Source organism: Streptomyces enissocaesilis (genome assembly GCF_039533765.1).
Classification (GTDB): domain Bacteria; phylum Actinomycetota; class Actinomycetes; order Streptomycetales; family Streptomycetaceae; genus Streptomyces; species Streptomyces enissocaesilis.
On the sequence record NZ_BAAAUD010000008.1, the window covers coordinates 64,587 to 81,512 of the forward strand.

Annotated in this window: 17 protein-coding genes and 2 pseudogenes; 14 read left to right on the forward strand and 5 right to left on the reverse strand. The window is 72.1% G+C overall.

Annotated features, from left to right (window positions below):
- Positions 1-40 precede the first annotated feature (40 nt).
- The 9 genes and pseudogenes from ABD374_RS02590 (at position 41) to ABD374_RS02625 (ending at position 6,547) form a co-directional block, all read left to right on the forward strand.
- Complete coding sequence (locus ABD374_RS02590; RefSeq protein WP_344489902.1) at positions 41-1,504, forward strand: SagB family peptide dehydrogenase; 1,464 nt, start codon at positions 41-43, stop codon at positions 1,502-1,504.
- Between the two features lie 14 nt (positions 1,505-1,518).
- Positions 1,519-1,662 carry a hypothetical protein gene (locus ABD374_RS02595; RefSeq protein ID WP_344489905.1) on the forward strand — a complete coding sequence of 48 codons (144 nt, stop codon included), beginning with the start codon at positions 1,519-1,521 and terminating at the stop codon, positions 1,660-1,662.
- 65 nt (positions 1,663-1,727) lie between these two features.
- Positions 1,728-2,879: an NAD(P)/FAD-dependent oxidoreductase gene (locus ABD374_RS02600; protein WP_344489908.1), complete on the forward strand. Its 1,152-nt coding sequence runs from the start codon at positions 1,728-1,730 to the stop codon at positions 2,877-2,879.
- Between the two features lie 359 nt (positions 2,880-3,238).
- Positions 3,239-3,754 (forward strand): winged helix-turn-helix domain-containing protein, encoded by a 516-nt coding sequence (locus tag ABD374_RS02605; protein WP_425577110.1) that lies wholly within the window; start codon positions 3,239-3,241, stop codon positions 3,752-3,754.
- Positions 3,751-4,272 (forward strand): transposase, encoded by a 522-nt coding sequence (locus ABD374_RS02610; RefSeq protein ID WP_344489911.1) that lies wholly within the window; start codon positions 3,751-3,753, stop codon positions 4,270-4,272. The genes ABD374_RS02605 and ABD374_RS02610 overlap by 4 nt, the downstream gene beginning before the upstream one ends.
- 119 nt (positions 4,273-4,391) lie before the next feature.
- Positions 4,392-4,739 (forward strand): annotated as a pseudogene (locus tag ABD374_RS02615) (helix-turn-helix domain-containing protein); the annotation flags it as partial.
- A pseudogene (locus tag ABD374_RS34520) lies at positions 4,696-4,839 on the forward strand (peptidase C39 family protein); the annotation flags it as partial. The pseudogenes ABD374_RS02615 and ABD374_RS34520, both read left to right, overlap by 44 nt.
- Positions 4,840-4,911: 72 nt before the next feature.
- A complete protein-coding gene (locus tag ABD374_RS02620; RefSeq protein WP_344489913.1) occupies positions 4,912-5,064 on the forward strand; it encodes an SCO1431 family membrane protein in 153 nt (50 codons plus the stop codon).
- A gap of 310 nt (positions 5,065-5,374) precedes the next feature.
- Complete coding sequence (locus ABD374_RS02625; protein WP_344489915.1) at positions 5,375-6,547, forward strand: acyl-CoA dehydrogenase family protein; 1,173 nt, start codon at positions 5,375-5,377, stop codon at positions 6,545-6,547.
- Between the two features lie 367 nt (positions 6,548-6,914).
- Here the strand turns inward: ABD374_RS02625 and ABD374_RS02630 are convergent, their stop codons facing one another.
- The gene (locus tag ABD374_RS02630) at positions 6,915-7,328 is read right to left on the reverse strand and encodes a hypothetical protein (protein WP_344489917.1); all 414 of its coding nucleotides are present in this window, start codon (positions 7,326-7,328) and stop codon (positions 6,915-6,917) included.
- 204 nt (positions 7,329-7,532) lie between these two features.
- Between ABD374_RS02630 and ABD374_RS02635 the strand changes: the two genes are divergently transcribed.
- From ABD374_RS02635 to fxsA, 4 genes are all read left to right on the forward strand, one after another.
- Positions 7,533-7,973: an Lrp/AsnC family transcriptional regulator gene (locus ABD374_RS02635; RefSeq protein ID WP_344489920.1), complete on the forward strand. Its 441-nt coding sequence runs from the start codon at positions 7,533-7,535 to the stop codon at positions 7,971-7,973.
- A 56-nt stretch (positions 7,974-8,029) separates the two neighbouring features.
- Positions 8,030-9,676: an amidohydrolase gene (locus tag ABD374_RS02640; protein ID WP_344489923.1), complete on the forward strand. Its 1,647-nt coding sequence runs from the start codon at positions 8,030-8,032 to the stop codon at positions 9,674-9,676.
- 560 nt (positions 9,677-10,236) lie between these two features.
- On the forward strand, positions 10,237-11,004 hold the full coding sequence (locus ABD374_RS02645; RefSeq protein WP_344489926.1) for a polyprenol monophosphomannose synthase: 768 nt from the start codon (positions 10,237-10,239) through the stop codon (positions 11,002-11,004).
- A 46-nt stretch (positions 11,005-11,050) separates the two neighbouring features.
- Positions 11,051-11,623: an FxsA family membrane protein gene (gene fxsA / locus ABD374_RS02650; protein ID WP_344489929.1), complete on the forward strand. Its 573-nt coding sequence runs from the start codon at positions 11,051-11,053 to the stop codon at positions 11,621-11,623.
- 173 nt (positions 11,624-11,796) lie between these two features.
- On the opposite strand, the gene ABD374_RS02655 is transcribed toward fxsA, so the two are convergent.
- From ABD374_RS02655 to yczE, 4 genes are all read right to left on the reverse strand, one after another.
- The gene (locus ABD374_RS02655; RefSeq protein ID WP_014044757.1) at positions 11,797-12,171 is read right to left on the reverse strand and encodes an RNA polymerase-binding protein RbpA; all 375 of its coding nucleotides are present in this window, start codon (positions 12,169-12,171) and stop codon (positions 11,797-11,799) included.
- Between the two features lie 265 nt (positions 12,172-12,436).
- Positions 12,437-13,828: an MFS transporter gene (locus tag ABD374_RS02660; RefSeq protein ID WP_344489932.1), complete on the reverse strand. Its 1,392-nt coding sequence runs from the start codon at positions 13,826-13,828 to the stop codon at positions 12,437-12,439.
- A gap of 58 nt (positions 13,829-13,886) precedes the next feature.
- Positions 13,887-14,657 (reverse strand): glycerophosphodiester phosphodiesterase family protein, encoded by a 771-nt coding sequence (locus ABD374_RS02665; RefSeq protein ID WP_344489935.1) that lies wholly within the window; start codon positions 14,655-14,657, stop codon positions 13,887-13,889.
- Positions 14,654-15,301 carry a membrane protein YczE gene (gene yczE, locus ABD374_RS02670; RefSeq protein WP_344489938.1) on the reverse strand — a complete coding sequence of 216 codons (648 nt, stop codon included), beginning with the start codon at positions 15,299-15,301 and terminating at the stop codon, positions 14,654-14,656. Before yczE ends, ABD374_RS02665 begins: the two co-directional genes overlap by 4 nt.
- A 110-nt stretch (positions 15,302-15,411) precedes the next feature.
- Here yczE and ABD374_RS02675 point away from each other — a divergent pair, with 110 nt between their 5' ends.
- A complete protein-coding gene (locus ABD374_RS02675) occupies positions 15,412-16,911 on the forward strand; it encodes an SCO1417 family PLP biosynthesis transcription factor (protein WP_344489941.1) in 1,500 nt (499 codons plus the stop codon).
- Positions 16,912-16,926 lie beyond the last annotated feature (15 nt).

Here is a 16,926-nt window from a genome sequence, read left to right on the forward strand (position 1 = left end):
CGCGCCCCCGCCCGCACCAGGCCTTAAGGACACCCGCCCCATGCGTACCCCGGAGGGTGAGGCCACCCGCCGCTTCCTCGCCGCCGTCCGCGACCCACTGGCAGCGCTGGCCGACTCGAGTTCGGCACCACCCCGCTACAAGCACTACCCCGACGCCGAGCGCACGCGACTGCCGCAGGCAGGCCGCAACGCCTGGAAAGGGGAGCTGCTGTACCACCTGCTCGGCCTGACCCGGCTGGACTGGCAGTACCGCGACAACACGATGCCGACCGCCGTGCCCGGAACCGGGGTCGTCCGGGTCGCCCGACCCGTGCCCTCGGGCGGGGCGCTGTACCCGATCGAGGCGTACCTGGCCGATGACACGGCACTGCACCACTACGACGCCGTCCACCACACTCTGGAGTCCCTGCGCGACGGTGACCACCGCAAGCCACTTCTGCCTGCAACCGAAGCCGAAGCGGAGGCGGTGCTGGTGCTGACGGCGGTCTTCTGGCGCAACGGTTTCAAGTACCGCGACTTCTCCTACCGGTTGCAGTGCCAGGAAGTCGGCGCGCTGTGCGCCCAAGCTCTGGTCCTGGCCAAGAGGCTGCACCTGAGCGCCTCGGTCCACCTGGAGTTCGACGGTGAGCGCACCGACGCCTTGGTGGGGCTGGACCATGAAGCCGAAAGCGCGCTCGCTGTCCTCGTCTTCCGCAGCACCGCCGCCCGCCCTGTCCCCGGAACGCCACCGGACCTCGGCCGGCCGGTGGCGCGCCCCGCCCAGGCGCCCACCCCCGTCACCCGGCTGCTGCCTCACCTCGCCGCGCTGCACGCAGCCGGCAGGAGACCACGGCCCGCCCCCCGGCCGCCCGCCCAGGAGAATCCGCCCACGCCCACCGGACGCGTGCTCCGCCTGCCCCGCGTCAATCCCCCGGACCTCGACCAGGGCATCGCTCACCGGGCCTCCCCGCTCCACGGCTACCAGGCGCACCCCCTCACGCTGGAGGACTTGGCCCGTATCCTCACCGCCGCCCTCCCCGACGGCCCTGCCATGACGGGCATGGGCCTCTTCGCCCGCAACATCACCGGCGTCACTCCCGGTCTCTACCACTACGACCCCGACCGGAATCTGATCACCGGCACCGGCCGGGACGACCTGGACACCGGCCTCTTCACGGCCCCCACAGTCCACGCGCTGCGCGACGCCGCAGCCGTCCTCATCCCCATCGGCGCCCCGCTCCTCCACGCGGCGACGTGCGGCGATACGGGATACCGCCTGCTGCAGGCCGAGACCGGTATGCGCGTCCACCGGGCCTCCCTGGCCGCCGCCGCCCTCGGACTGGCCGCGCGCATCCACTCCGAGGCCACCAACGCCGCCACGGACACGGCCCTCGGCCTGGCAGGCACACCGTGGCAGTCGCTGAGCTTCCTGCTCATCGGCCGCCCCCACCCAAGCGGGTCGGCGCTCAGATGCCGACCGGAGCGGAAGGGGCACCGCCCCGACCGTGCATCACCCAACCAATAGAAGGAGACACCACCATGGACAAGCTCATCAACGACCTCGGCTCCCTGCCCGTCGGCGAGATCAAGGTCGTCCCGGTCGGCGCCCCCGGCAAGACCGGGACCGTCCGCCCCCGTATCTGCGCCTGCCAGTGCCAGAGCAGCGCCACGCCGAAGCGCTGACCGCGGTCCAGTAACCAGGCAGGCCCGGGACCCGTCCCGGGCCTGCCCCACGACACCGCTCCCCGATGGAGACCGAGATGTACGACGTCATCGTCGTAGGCGCACGCTGCGCCGGGGCGGCCACCGCTCGACTGCTGGCCCGCGCCGGCCGCAGGGTCCTGCTGCTGGACCGTGCCGACTTCCCCAGCGACACCCTGTCCACCCAATACATCCACCAGCCCGGACTCGCGCGACTGCACCGGTGGGGCCTGCTGGACGATGTACTCGCCACGGGCGCTCCCTCGCTGACCCGTGTCTCCTTCACTGTCCCCGGCGCCCACCTCACCGGACCCGCGCCCACCCTCGGGCCGATCACCGGAGGCTGCGCCCCCCGCCGCTACGCCCTGGACCACCTCCTGGTGCAGGCCGCCGTCGACAGCGGCGTCGAGTTCCGTCCCCGCACCAACGCCGTGGACCTGCACTGGGAAGACGGAAGGGTCACCGGTGTCCGCCACGGCATCCGGCACGGCCCCACCGCCCTGGAGCGCGCCCACCTGGTCATCGGCGCCGACGGCCGCAACTCCACCGTGGCCCGCCTCGTCCGCGCACCGTACCTGCGCCAAGACCGCCGGCTCTCTCGTACCTACTACTCCTACTGGAGCGCACTCCCCGACCAGGGCCTGCGGACCTACAGCCGGCACAGTGTGGGCACGGCCTGCGTCCCCACCCAGGACGGGGCCACGCTCATCGCGGTGGCGTTCTCCCGTACCCTGCCTGCCGGCATTGACGGCGACCGGCAGCGGGCCTACCGGCAGATGCTGCGACGATCCTCTCCGGAGCTGGACCAACAGCTCGCCGCAGCCCGGCAGGAGGACCGCCTCTACTGCTGCGCGGACCAGCCCAACTTCTTCCGCCAACCCCACGGGCCGGGATGGGCGCTGGTCGGTGACGCCGCGCACACCAAGGACCCCATCAACGCGCGAGGCATCACCGATGCCTTCACCCAAAGCGACATGCTCGTGGAACAGCTCGACGGCCCGCTCGACGACACCGTGCAGATGGAGGCCGCCCTGGCGAAGTACGCTCTCCACCTGCGCGAAGAGTTCACCCCGGCCTACGAGAACGCCATGCTCGCGGCGCGCCTGGACATCGACCGTTACCGCTCCCGGATGATCGAAAACCAGCACGACCCCGCCTTTGTCAACGGTTGCTTCCGCAGCTTCGCAGGGATGCCCTGATGGATCGCCCACTGGGCCAGCCGCCGCGTCAGGACCGCTGCCGGGCCAGCGTCAGGCATGTGTCCTGTGCGCCGCGAGTGGGCCGGGCCGGGGGAAGTCAGACTGGGCGGCCGCTGTGGCTGCCACAGCACCTGGGGTGGCCGTCCCACGAGTTGGGCCGCCGCCGACCACCCCGCGGCCACAGAGGCTCTCGACGCGAAGTCACATTGCTCCACGAGCAGCCGTCGCCGCCCGAAGGGCCGCCGACGCGAGGCCAGGATCGCCTCGCGCCAGAATCCGGTGATGGGCGGGGGTCCGGCAGCCCGTTACCACTGATCTTTTCGTAAGTTCGGTGGGCGTGCGGGTGGGAGGCTGTCGGGGTGGCTTATCGACCTTCCCCTTCGGCTGCCGGGTCCTCCCTTCCTCCTTTGCCGAGGCATCAGTTGGCGGAGGGGTGTCGTGTTCGGGCAGTCGAGTTGTTCGAGGGCGGCGTCTCGAACGCGGAGATCGCGAGGGCGGTGGGGGTGTGTGCCGAGAGTGTGCGGCGCTGGCGGCGGGTGCGGGAGCAAGGCGGTGCTTCGGCCCTGCGGCGACGGGCAGCCACCGGACGCCCCCCCAAGCTGGACGACACCCAGGTCGAGCTGGTCCGGGCCGCGTGGGAGCAAGGTGCCCAGGCTCATGGTTTCGAGGCCGACCTGTGGACCCTGGAGCGAGTCGGCGCGGTCGTCACCCGGGCAACGGAGGTGGTGTCGTCGGGGGCATCGGTGTGGCGGTTGCTGACCGGCCGGCTCGGATGGAGCCTGCAACGGCCCGAGCGGCGGGCGGTCGAGCGGGACGAGCCGGAGGTCGCCCGCTGGATCGCGCACGAGGGGCCGCGCACCAAAAAGGGGCCGTGAACACACGTACCTGGATCGTCTTCCTCGACGAACCGGGCGTCTCCCTGCTCCCTCACATCCGCCGCACCTACTCGTCCCGAGGGCGGACTCCGCTCCTGCGGCACCGGTTGAACTGGGAGCGCGCGTCGATGGCCGGGGCCTTGGGCTACCACTCCACCGACCCCGATCGCGGGGCCCGCCTGTGCTTCCACCTCGAGCCCGGCAGCTACGACACCGCCGCCCTCATCGAGGTCCTGGAGCAGATGAAGGTGTTCTACCGCGGCGAGCGGGTGGTCCTGGTCTGGGACGGCCTGTCCGCCCACTGGAGCCGGGCGATGCGGGCCTGGGTCGCCGAACAGGACTGGCTCACCCTGGAACGATTACCCGCCTGTGCTCCCGAGCTGAACCCGGTGGAACTGCTGTGGTCCTCGCTCAAGAAGCGTGAACTCGCCAACCTCGCCGGCGACCACCTCGCCGATGTCGCCGACGCCACCGAGCAAGGCATCCAACGCATCAACGCCAACACCCGACTGCCATAGAGCCTTTTCCAACCCGACCGCGATGCCGAGCTGTTGGGGTCAACGGGCTGTACGTAACGCCGAAGCTCCTGGTGGACGGGTTCTCGACCAAGATCACCTGTGTCCGCCAGGAGCTTCTCGTGCTTGTCTATCCGTCGTCGATCGACCTGTCCAGCCGCACGCTGCGGCACCTGACCGGACAGCTCACCGCGAGGCGGCGGGAGACCGGCACGCGGTGGCGGCTGTTGCCCGCCGGCCGCCAGGCCCTGCTCGCCCCGGCCCACCCGCGGTGCGGTGACACCTACGCCCAGCTCGCCGCCGGGTTCGGCACCGGCATCGCGACCGTATACCGGTACATACGCGAGGCGATCGACGTCCTGGCCGCCCTCGCACCGTCCCTGGCCGAGGCGAGGGAGGCGGCCCGGACGAAGGCGTTCGTGATCCTGGACGGCCATCTGGCTCCTTACGAAGCGCTACAACGCGAGCGGGAAAGTGGCATCCGGCACAGGCGGCGTCTGTTACGTCTACTGGCCCGACCGCCCCGCCCCCGCCCAGCAGCGGGCTCTGGCGGCCGTCGGCATCCGGTGACCCCGCCGGCCGTCCCGAGGCGTGACGAACGTCATCTATCCGGAGGCCGGTCCCGGAGGCACTGTGGATCCCATGACTGCGACCACTGCCGACATCACCCGCATCGAGACCAGGACCGGCACCGGCGGCCCCGGGGAGGACGGTCCCAAGATCCTGGAGCACGCCCTGGGCTGGATCCTCGTCGTGGTCCTCGCCATGTTCGTCACCCAGGCCGGCCTCATGTGACGTCGGCGCCGCCCCGGCGCCCGGACACGGTCACGGCGCCCGCGGGACGCGGGCGCCGTGCGCGAGCCGCTCGCCGCGCTGACGGGCGCCGCACTCCGTACGATCGAGGGACCGCGACCGAGCTGCCCGGCGCCGTCCGCGACCCCGTGACGTACGTCATTCCATCGGGCATACTCAACGCGCCACAGCCGCCTGCCTGCGACTTCCGTGATCCGGGAGGAGTGCCGGCGGCCAGGCAGTGAGACCGGCGGCGCCGCCACACCCTGCGCGCGCGCCCGCCGCAGCGCCCGACAGGGAGGAGAGCGCCGCAATGTCCGACCGCGCCCCGCAGCCGGTGGAACGTCAGCTGCCCACCGAGGAGTCCCGGGACCTGCTCGCGCTGGTGCGCGACATGATCCAGCGGGAGATCGCCCCCAGGGCCGCAGCCGAGGAGGAGGCCGGGCACTTCCCGCGCGAGATCTTCACGCTGCTCTCCGAATCCGGCCTCCTCGGCCTGGTGTACGAGGCCGAGTACGGCGGCGGAGACCAGCCGTACGAGGTGTACCTCCAGGTGCTCGAAGAGCTCGCCGCCGCCCGCCTCACGGTCGGCCTCGGCGTCAGCGTCCACAGCCTCGCCTGCCACGCCCTCGCCGGCTACGGCACCAAGGAGCAGAAGGCCGCGCACCTGCCCGCCATGCTCGGCGGCGGCCTGCTCGGCGCCTACTGCCTCTCCGAGCCCGCCTCCGGATCCGACGCGGCCTCGCTGCGCACCAAGGCGGTGCGGGACGGCGACGGCTGGGTCATCACCGGTACGAAGGCATGGATCACCCACGGCGGGATCGCCGACTTCTACACCGTCCTCGCCCGTACGGGCGGGGAGGGCGCCCGGGGCATCTCGGCCTTCCTGGTGCCCGGCGACGCGGAAGGGCTCAGCGCCGCCGCGCCCGAGAAGAAGATGGGCATGAAGGGCTCGCCCACCGCCCAGCTGAACTTCGACGGCGTACGGGTCCCGGACTCCCGCCGCATCGGCGAGGAGGGCCAGGGCTTCGCGATAGCGCTGTCCGCGCTCGACTCGGGGCGGCTCGGCATCGCGGCCTGTGCGGTCGGTGTCGCCCGGGCCGCCCTGGACGAGGCCGTTTCGTACGCCACGGGACGGCAGCAGTTCGGCCGGCCGATCGCCGACTTCCAGGGCCTGCGCTTCATGCTCGCCGACATGGCGACGCAGATCGAAGCGGGCCGGTCGCTGTACCTCGCGGCGGCGCGCCTGCGGGACGCCGGGCGGCCGTTCTCGCGGGAGGCCGCGATGGCGAAGCTGTTCTGCACGGACACGGCGATGCGGGTGACGACCGACGCCGTCCAGGTGCTCGGTGGCTACGGCTACACGCTGGACTTCCCCGTCGAGCGCCTCATGCGCGAGGCGAAGGTGCTCCAGATCGTCGAGGGCACGAACCAGATTCAGCGCATGGTCATCGCCCGCCACCTCGTGGGTCCAGAGACCCGCTGATCCGCCCCGACTCCGGCCAGGCCGGGGCCGTCACGAGCCGGGACCACTCCGGGTCGCGGCGCCCCGGCAGGGTCCGGCCCTTGCTGTGCCACTGGCGCAGGAGCGCCCGGTAGAGGGGCGGATCGGCGGGGTGCGGAACCGATTCTGCGGAAACGGAAGGCGGGGGGACGAGACGCCGGAGCCCGTCGCCGACCGATGTGTACGGCAGGGTCATATCGGGTCAACAGCCGCAGAGCCGCCGGGGTTATCGCCGAGCCCATTCGAGCGTCCGTTCACGCGGTAATCCGCACCGCCCGCCCCTGTCGGAAAGGGGCGGGGGAAAGCGCGGGACGCGGCGGGGAAAGTGCCTGCCGGGCGGGTCCGGGCCCTACGCCGCGCGCCGCAGCTGCGACACCTTGAGCGGACGCGAGCCCGGACCGCCGACGTGCGAGAACGGCTGCGTCCGCCAGTCGAACCCCTGAGGGAGTGTCAGCAGCAGTGCCGTCTCCTGCTCCTGCGCCTCCAGGCTCTCGTCGGCCGGCTCGGCGTCCGCCGCCGGGCGCCCGGTGCCCGCGCACGCCGTGAGCCCGAACGGGTTCCAGGGAGTGGGGCACTTCGCGTGCTCGGGCAGGACGTTCTCGTCCGCCAGCAGCGCGATCGGCTGGGAACAGTCCGGGCAGATGACCCGGTACATCTCAAAGGTGTCGTACGCGTCGAAGTCGTCGAGATCGTCGACCTCGTTGTCGTCGACGGATTCGACAGGCTCCGGTTCGGTACGTCCGGTGTGCTTCGGGCTCTGCATGGAGACACTCCCCCTCGGGTGGGCCGACAAGGCGCTGCGGCCTCGACCACAGCAAGCACTTCCCGCCACGCGCGCGCGGTAATCGCGCCTGCCCGATGGACACGGCTTCAGGCGTGTGGCGTTCATCACATGCTCGTCGCGGGTGCCCTTCCTGAACGCTCCCGGCTGTGCCGGAAGCCCTCCGGGGCAATAGGTTGATCCGCTATGGAGGAGCTGGATCGTCAGATCGTGGATTTGCTCGTCAAGGACGGGCGGATGAGCTACACCGACCTGGGCAGGGCCACGGGCCTGTCCACCTCGGCCGTGCACCAGCGCGTGCGCAGGCTGGAGCAGCGGGGGGTCATCCGCGGCTATGCCGCGGTGGTCGACCCCGAGGCCGTCGGGCTGCCGCTCACCGCGTTCATCTCGGTGAAACCGTTCGACCCCAGCGCCCCCGACGACATCGCGGAACGGCTCGCGGGCGTGCCCGAGATCGAGGCGTGCCACAGCGTGGCCGGTGACGAGAACTACATCCTCAAGGTGCGCGTCGCCACCCCGCTCGAACTCGAGCACCTGCTGACCCGCATCCGTTCCCTGGCCGGCGTGTCCACGCGTACGACCGTGGTCCTCTCCACCCCCTACGAGGCCCGCCCGCCGCAGATCTGACCCCTGCCCGCCCCCCGCGCACGGAACATCCCGCGCGAGGGGCGAGACTGGTCCCCATGACCGAGCGCAACGCCCCCGCCCCCCAGGCCGAACACCGCACCGTGCTGCTGCGCGGTGGAGACGTCCACAGCCCCGCCGATCCCTTCGCCACCGCGATGGTCGTCGAGCGCGGACATGTCGCCTGGGTGGGCTCCGAAGGGGCGGCCGACGCCTTCGCCCCGGGCGTCGACGAGGTGATCGACCTCGAAGGGGCTCTGGTGACGCCCGCGTTCACCGACGCACACGTGCACACCACGTCCACCGGTCTCGCCCTCACCGGCCTCGATCTCTCCGGTGCGCGCTCCCTCGCCGGTGCGCTGGAGCTCGTACGGGCCCATGCCGCCGCCGCCCCGGCGGGCCGCATCCTGCTCGGGCACGGCTGGGACGCCACGCGCTGGCCCGAACAGCGGCCCCCGTCCCGCGCCGAACTCGACGAGGCGGCCGGCGGCCGTCCGCTCTACCTGCCCCGGATCGACGTCCACTCGGCCGTCGTCACCACCGCCCTCCTCGACCTGGTTCCCGGGATCACCGGCCTGGCGGGCTACCACCCGAACGCCCCGCTCACCGCCGCCGCCCACCACGCCGTACGCGCCGCGGCGCACGGCGCCGTCACGCCGGCGCAGCGCGCCGAGGCGCAGCGCGCGGCGCTCGCGCACGCCGCTTCGCTCGGCATCGGCACGGTCCACGAGTGCGCGGGGCCCGACATCTCCGACGAGGAGGACTTCACCGGCCTGCTGGAACTGGCGGCGGAGCAGCCGGGCCCGCGCGTCTTCGGCTACTGGGCCGAGCAGGTCGCAGGTGCGAAGGACGCCGAACGGGTTCGCGAACTCGGCGCGGTGGGCGCGGCGGGCGACCTCTTCGTCGACGGGTCCCTCGGCTCGCACACCGCCTGCCTGCACGCCCCGTACGCCGACGCCTCCCACACCGGCACCGCCCACCTCGACACGGCGGCCGTCGCCGCCCATGTCAGCGCCTGCACCGAAGCCGGACTCCAGGCCGGCTTCCACGCCATCGGCGACGCCGCCCTCACCTCGGTCGTCGACGGGGTGCGCGCCGCCGCCGAGAAGCTCGGCCTCGCCCGGATCCGTGCCGCGCGCCACCGCGTCGAGCACGCCGAGATGCTGACCCCCGCCACCGTCGCCGCCTTCGCCGAACTCGGCCTCACCGCTTCCGTGCAGCCCGCGTTCGACGCGGCCTGGGGCGGCGAGGACGGCATGTACGCGCAGCGCCTGGGCGCCGAGCGGGCCCGTACGCTCAATCCGTACGCCGCTCTGCTGCGCGCCGGGGTGCCGCTGGCCTTCGGGTCCGACAGCCCGGTCACCCCGCTCGACCCGTGGGGCACGGTCAGGGCGGCGGCCTTCCACCGTACGCCCGAGCACCGGGTCTCCGTACGCGCCGCCTTCACCGCCCACACGCGGGGCGGCTGGCGGGCCGTCGGCCGAGACGACGCGGGTACCCTGGTCCCCGGCGCCCCCGCCGACTACGCGGTCTGGCGGGCCGAGGAACTCGTGGTGCAGGCCCCCGACGACCGGGTCGCCCGCTGGTCGACCGACCCGCGCTCCGGCACCCCCGGGCTGCCGGACCTCGCGCCCGGCGCCGAACTCCCCGTCTGCCTGCGGACCGTGGTCTGCGGACAGACCGTCTTCGTGCGGCCGAACGGGTGATGTGCGCGGGCGCGGTACCGCCGATCGGTGCTCCCGGGGGGCGTCGTGTTCCCCGCGTACCTTCCGCACTGACCTGGTGATTTGGGGGAACACCGCAGGTCGAACGGCTATTGACAGAAAGCAGCCACCGGCCGGTAGGTTCGGCCGGGTCCACCGCAGGACGTCCGACCGGCAGACCTCCACGCAGTCGTCGAACGCCGCTGGGTCATGGGGCGGTGTGCCGCACCGGCGCACCGGCACTCGGAGCCAGGTTCAGCGCCCGCGCCTCGGGGGCGAGGGAAGGTTCAGCCGGACGGGGTCCCCCCTGCTCCTCGGGAGCCCGGGGAAGGTGGGGCCCGGGTGGGGCCCGGATGTTCAGTAGACAACGGCTCTCGGCCGACCCGCAGCCGGCGGGCCCGGGGCCGGCCCGAAGGACGCCGGGCCCCGACCCGCAGAGACCCGCCGAGACCGGCAGAGACCCGAAGAACGGCTTTCCGCCTCCCCCCGAGGGCATCCGTGCAGGCCCGCCGGATCACGCTCGCTATGGTGGGGCAACTGTGTACGGACATTAAGGGGAAGCAGTGAACGACGGCGGTCAGAGGCGTTACGGCCCGCTCGGCAGAGCCTTGGTGATCATTCCGACCTACAACGAGGCCGAGAACATCAAGCCGATCGTCTCCCGAGTGCGTGCCGCGGTCCCCGACGCGCACGTCCTGGTCGCCGACGACAACAGCCCCGACGGCACCGGAAAGTTCGCCGACGAGATCGCGGTCGACGACGACCAGGTCCACGTCCTGCACCGCAAGGGCAAGGAAGGGCTCGGCGCGGCCTACCTGGCGGGCTTCCGCTGGGGCATCGAGCACGGGTACGGCGTACTCGTGGAAATGGACGCGGACGGCTCGCACCAGCCCGAGGAGCTTCCGCGCCTGCTGACCGCCCTCAAGGGCGCCGACCTGGTCCTCGGCTCGCGCTGGGTGCCGGGCGGGCGCGTCGTCAACTGGCCCAAGCACCGCGAGGTGCTCTCCCGGGGCGGCAGCACGTACTCGCGGGTGCTTCTCGGCGTACCGATCCGCGACGTCACGGGCGGCTTCCGGGCCTTTCGCGCGCACACCCTGGAAGGTCTCGGCCTCGAAGGGGTCGCCTCCCAGGGGTACTGCTTCCAGGTGGACCTCGCCCGCCGTGCGGTCGAGGCGGGGTACCACGTGGTCGAGGTGCCCATCACCTTCGTCGAGCGCGAGCTGGGCGACAGCAAGATGAGCCGTGACATCGTCGTCGAGGCGCTGTGGCGCGTGACGGCTTGGGGCGTCGGCTCCCGCGCGAACAAGCTCCTCGGGCGCAGGCCCACCTGATCCCTTCTTTACACCGTCCAGGCGCCCGCCCAGGCACACTGGGGGCATGACGACCGGCTCACCGCCCCCGACAGTCCCCCAGCGCTCACGTGCGCGCACCCTCGTACCGCTCTCCGTCGCCGCCTGGCTGGCGCTGGAGATCTGGCTGCTGACCGTCGTGGCCGACGCCGCGGGCGGATTCACGCTCTTCCTGTTGCTGGTGGCGGGCGTCGTGCTCGGCTCCGTGGTCATCAAGCGGGCGGGCCGCCGCGCCTTCCGGAACCTCACCGAGACGCTCCAGCGGCAGCAGTCGGGCGAGACGCCCGCGCAGCGGCGGGGGAGCAGCGGCAACGGCTTCCTGATGCTCGGCGGTCTGCTGCTGATGCTGCCGGGGCCGGTCTCGGACGCGGCGGGGCTGCTGCTGCTCGTACCGCCCGTCCGGTCGTTCCTCGGCAGGTACGCCGAGCGTTCCCTGGAGCGCAGAATGAGCGCGGCCGGCGCCGGCCGCCTGGGTGACGCCTTCCAGCAGGCCCGCATGCACCGCCCGGACGGCAAGGTCGTGCAGGGTGAGGTCGTCCGGGAGGACGCGCGGCCCGCGCCGCGGCGTGACGACGGCCTCCGGCCGCCGCTGGCCCCCTGACGCCCCCGCCGCTCCTGGCGCGGCCGCTCATGGAGTGGCACTCGGAGTGGCACTCACATGGAACGGCACCCGTGGAACGACAAGAGCCGCGGGGCTGTGACACAGAATCGCTGTGTCACAGCCCCGCGGCTCTTGCTGTCGTGCTGACTGCCGTCAGGCGCAACGCCGGGGCGTCACGCGGACTTGCGGCTGTCCCGCGGATGCACCGCAATGTTCATGGCGCCGGATCGCAGTACCGCAAGCCTTTCGGCCAGGACCTCTTCGAGCTCCTCGCGGGTGCGCCTTTCCATGAGCATGTCCCAGTGCGTACGCGCGGGCTTGCCCTTCTTCTCCTCAGGCCCGTCGCCGTCTACCAGGAGTGCCGTGGCGCCGCACGCCTTGCACTCCCACTCCGGCGGAATTTCGGCCTCTACCGAGAACGGCATCTCAAATCGATGTCCGTTCGGGCATGCGTACTCCACCGCCTGGCGCGGGGCCAGATCGATGCCGCGGTCGGTCTCGTAGCTTGTAACCACGAGTCGCGTGCCGCGGAGAGCTCGCTCACTCATGAATCGTGCCTCCCGGGCTTGTCGCCCACAGGACAGGTGTCGCTGTCGTCGTCATCCGGTCAACGTCCGGTCGGCGGTAAAGATTCCCGTTGCGGGTCATGCGTCGCCCGTCGTGCCGCTGCTTTTCCCAAAGTTGGGTACCCACCAGTGCCCGGTTTGTCACTTCTGGCAGCAGATGTCACCCAGCGTTGTCGATATCCGAGCGCGCAGTAACGGTCCGCCTGGCAGGCCAAAGGCGTACACTACCGGCCTTTCACTTCAAGGTCTAAATTCGTTCCGGCACGGGGTTTCCTGCCGCCTCCACGGCCCGCCTCACGGGTACCCGGACGAGCAGGGCGAATCCCAGGGCGAAGAAGGCCACGAGCGAGATGATCGCGTCCCGGTAGCTGCCGGTCAGCTGGTACGTGACCCCGAAGACCAGCGGCCCCAGCCAGCTCATGCCCCGGTCGCTCATCTCGTAGACCGAGAAGTACTCCGCCTCCTTGCCGCGCGGCACCATGTGGGAGAAGAGGGAGCGGGACAGGGCCTGGCTGCCGCCGAGGACCAGGCCGATCGCCGAGGCCAGGGCGTAGAACCAGACGGGCTCCCCGGCCGGCAGGAAATAGCCCGCGCCGATCGTCAGCGTCCAGGCCGCGAGCGAGCCGAGGACGGTGCGCCTGGCGCCGAACCGCTGGGCCAGCCGGCCCATGCCGAGCGCGCCGGCGACCGCGAGCACCTGTACCAGCAGGACGGCCGTGATGAGCGTCGTCTGGCCGAGGCCCAGTTCCTCGGACCCGTAGATCGACGCCTGCGAGATCACTGTCTGAACGCCGTCGTTGTAGACCAGATAGGCGAGCAGGAAGGACAGTGTCAGCGGGTGGCGTCGCATGTCCTTGACGGTGGCGACCAGGTGGCGCCACCCCGTGCCGGTCCTGCCCGGCGCGCGGCCACCGCTCGTTCCGCTCGCCGCCGCCCTCCGGTCGCGCAGCCGGCGCAGCGGCACGAGAGTGAAGGCGCCCCACCACAGTCCCGCCGAGGCCAGACAGATCCGGACGGCCGCGGACTCCGGGATCCCGAAGCTCTCGTGTCCCGAGTAGAGGACGAGGTCGAGGACGAGCACGAGGGCGCCGGACGTGTAGCCGAACGCCCAGCCGCGCGAGGAGACCTTGTCGCGCTCGTGCGGCCGGGCGATCTGGGGGAGGTAGGCGTTGTAGAGCACCATCGCGACGGACTGGGCGGCATTGGCGACGATCAGCAGGAACGCCCCGAGCAGATAGCGGTCCCCGTCCAGGAAGAACATGCCCGCCGTCGCGCCCGCCCCGACGTACGCGGCGGCCGCGAGCAGTGGCTTCCTGCGGCCCGTACGGTCCGCGACCGCGCCCACCAGCGGCATGACGAGGACGGCCACCACGACGGACACGGAGACGGCGTACGCGAACACCGAGCCCGCCCGCACCGGGACGCCCAGCGGGTGGACGAAGCCGTCCGCGTCCGCCGCCGCCTTCGCCACCGCCGTCAGGTAAGGGCCGAGGAAGACCGTGAGCACGCTCGTCGAGTAGACGGAGCACGCGAAGTCGTAGAAGTACCAGCCGCGTTGCTCGCGCCTGCGGCCGACCGTCCCGTCCGGGCCGTCCGCGTCCTCCGCGCCGTCGGTGCGGCCCACGGTGTCGGCGCTCACCGCGCACCCCCTCGCTCGTCCCCGTGCGGTCGCGCTCGCGGGGACGGGGCGGCACGGGTCAGGCCCAGGCACTCCGCTCGGTCAGCACCGTGCGCAACGTCTCGATGTGATCCGTCATGATGCCATCCACGCCGAGATCGAGAAGCGCCGCCATCCGGCCCGGATCGTTGACCGTCCACACGTGGACCTGGAGGCCGAGGGCGTGCGCCGTCCGCACGAAGCGGTGGTCGACCACCCTGATGCCGCTCCGGGCCTCCGGGACCTGTGCGCACACCGCGCTGCGGCGCACGGGGGCGGGCAGCGAGCGTGAACGCAACCACAGCCCCAGGACGCCCGTGGTGCCGAGGGAAGTGGCGAGGCGGGGGCCCGCGAGGCGCTGCGCCCTGGCCACCCGGTTCTCGTTGAACGATCCGACGCACACACGATCCCATCCGCCGGTCCTGCGGATCAGGCCGACCAGGGGTGCGAGAGCGGACTCGGCCTTGATGTCCACGTTCCAGCGGGCTTCGGGGAACTCCTCGAGCAGTTCCTCGAAGAGGGGCAGCGGCTCGTTTCCCGCCACCCGCGCGCGGCTGACGACGTTCCAGGGAAGCGCGGAAATGCGTCCCCGCGCGTCCGTCACCCGGTCCAGGGCCGCGTCGTGGAACGCGACGAGCCGGCCGTCCGCCGTGGCGTGCACGTCCGTCTCGAAGTACCGGTACCCGGCGTCACGGGCGCGCCGGAACGCCGCCGCGGTGTTCTCCGGGCCGTCGGCCGCCCCGCCGCGGTGGGCGAACGCGAGGGGCGCGGGGTGGTTCAGATAGGGGTGGCGTACCCGGTCACGGTTCACCGGGGGATTGTCGCGCCTTCCTGTGAACCGGTGCCGACGGCCCCGGTGCCGGCGTCCGGCGCCGGAACGGCGAAGACGCGCAGGAAGAACTGGGAGAGCGGTCCGATGGCGAGGGCGTAGACGACGGTGCCTGCGCCGAGGGAGCCGCCCAGGGCGAAACCGGTGGCGACGACAGCCACCTCGATCCCGGTGCGTACGAGCCGGACGGAGCGGCCGGTGACACGGTGCAGTCCGGTCATCAGCCCGTCGCGCGGACCGGGCCCGAACCGGGCGGCGATGTACAGGCCCGTCGCCACGCCGTTGAGTACGATGCCGGCGAGCATCAGCGGGATCTGTCCGGCCGGGCCGTGCACGCCGGGCACGAGGGCGAGCGTGCCGTCCATCGCGATCCCGATCACCACGACATTGGAGAGGGTGCCGAGCCCGGGGCGCTGCCTGATCGGGATCCAGAGCAACAGGACCACGGCGCCGACGATGATCGAGACCACACCGATCGTCAGTCCGGTCTTCTCGGCGAGGCCCTGGTGCAGGACTCCCCAGGGTTCGAGGCCGAGGCCCGCGCGCACCAGCACCGCCGAACTCACTCCGTACAGCGCCAGACCGACGTACAGCTGCAACAGCCGACGGGTGAGTTCCCTGGACAAGAGGCACTCCTTGGATCGAGGCAGTGGCGGCAGTGAACCGCTGCGTGACACTGTGTGGCTTGGCAGAAGATTTCATCCATGGCCAATTCGAGTGAGGTGGACCGGAAACTATGGCGCAGTGGACTTCGGTGGTCGGCGCGGCGCAACTCGCCAGGCAGCTCAACGCCCAGCAGGAACGCCCGCAGGGGTCCGGCACGCGCAAGCCGCCGGCGTACCGCGCCCTCGCCGACGGCATAAGGCTGCTGGTGCTCGAAGGGCGCGTCCCGGTCGCCGCGCGGCTCCCCGCCGAACGCGAGCTGGCCGTGGCCCTGGCCGTCAGCCGTACCACCGTGGCCGCGGCGTACGAGGCCCTGCGCGCCGAGGGCTTCCTGGAGTCGCGCAGGGGCGCGGGCAGCTGGACCGCCGTCCCCGCGGGCAACCCGCTGCCCGCGCGCGGCCTCGAACCCCTGCCGCCCGAGTCGCTCGGCTCCGTGATCGACCTCGGCTGCGCCTCCCTGCCCGCGCCCGAGCCGTGGCTCACCCGCGCGGTCCAGGGCGCGCTGGAGGAGCTGCCGCCGTACGCGCACACGCACGGCGACTATCCGGCGGGCCTGCCCGCGCTGCGGCAGATGCTCGCCGACCGGTACACCGAGCGCGGCATCCCGACCATGCCCGAGCAGATCATGGTCACCACCGGCGCCATGGGCGCGATCGACGCCATCTGCCATCTCTTCGCGGGCCGGGGCGAACGGATCGCTGTCGAGTCGCCGTCGTACGCCAACATCCTCCAGCTCATGCGCGAGGCGGGTGCCCGGCTGGTGCCCGTCGCGATGGCCGAGGGGCTCACGGGCTGGGACCTGCCGCGATGGCGGCAGGTGCTGCGCGACGCCGCCCCGCGCCTCGCGTACGTCGTCGCGGACTTCCACAACCCGACCGGCGCCCTGGCGGACGAGGACCAGCGGCGCGGGCTCGTCGACGCGGCGCGCTCGGCCGGGACCGTTCTCGTCGTGGACGAGACCATGACGGAACTCTTCCTGGACGCGGACGTCGCCATGCCGCGGCAGGTCTGCGCCTTCGACCCGTCGGGCAGCACGGTCCTGACGGTGGGCTCCGCGAGCAAGGCATTCTGGGCGGGCATGCGCATCGGCTGGGTGCGGGCGGCCCCGGACGTGATCCGCAGCCTGGTGGCGGCCCGCGCGTACGCCGACCTCGGGACGCCCGTACTGGAACAGCTCGCCGTCAACTGGCTGATGAGCACGGGCGGCTGGGAACAGGCCGTGGAGATCCGCCGCACGCAGGCACGCGAGAACCGCGACGCGCTCGTGGAAGCGGTGCGCAGGGAGCTGCCCGACTGGGAGTTCGACGTCCCGCGCGGAGGGCTGACGCTCTGGGTCCGCACCGGGGGGCTGTCGGGTTCGCGCCTCGCCGAGATGGGCGAGCGCGTCGGTGTGCGGGTCCCCTCGGGGCCGCGCTTCGGCGTCGACGGGGCCTTCGAGGGGTACGTCCGGCTGCCGTTCACCGTCGGGGGGCCGGTGGCGGACGAGGCGGCGGTGCGGCTGGCGGCGGCCGCGAGACTCGTGGGGAGCGGAGCAGGCTCCGGTACCGAGGTGCCGCGTACGTTCGTCGCCTGACCCGCGTCCGCCGGC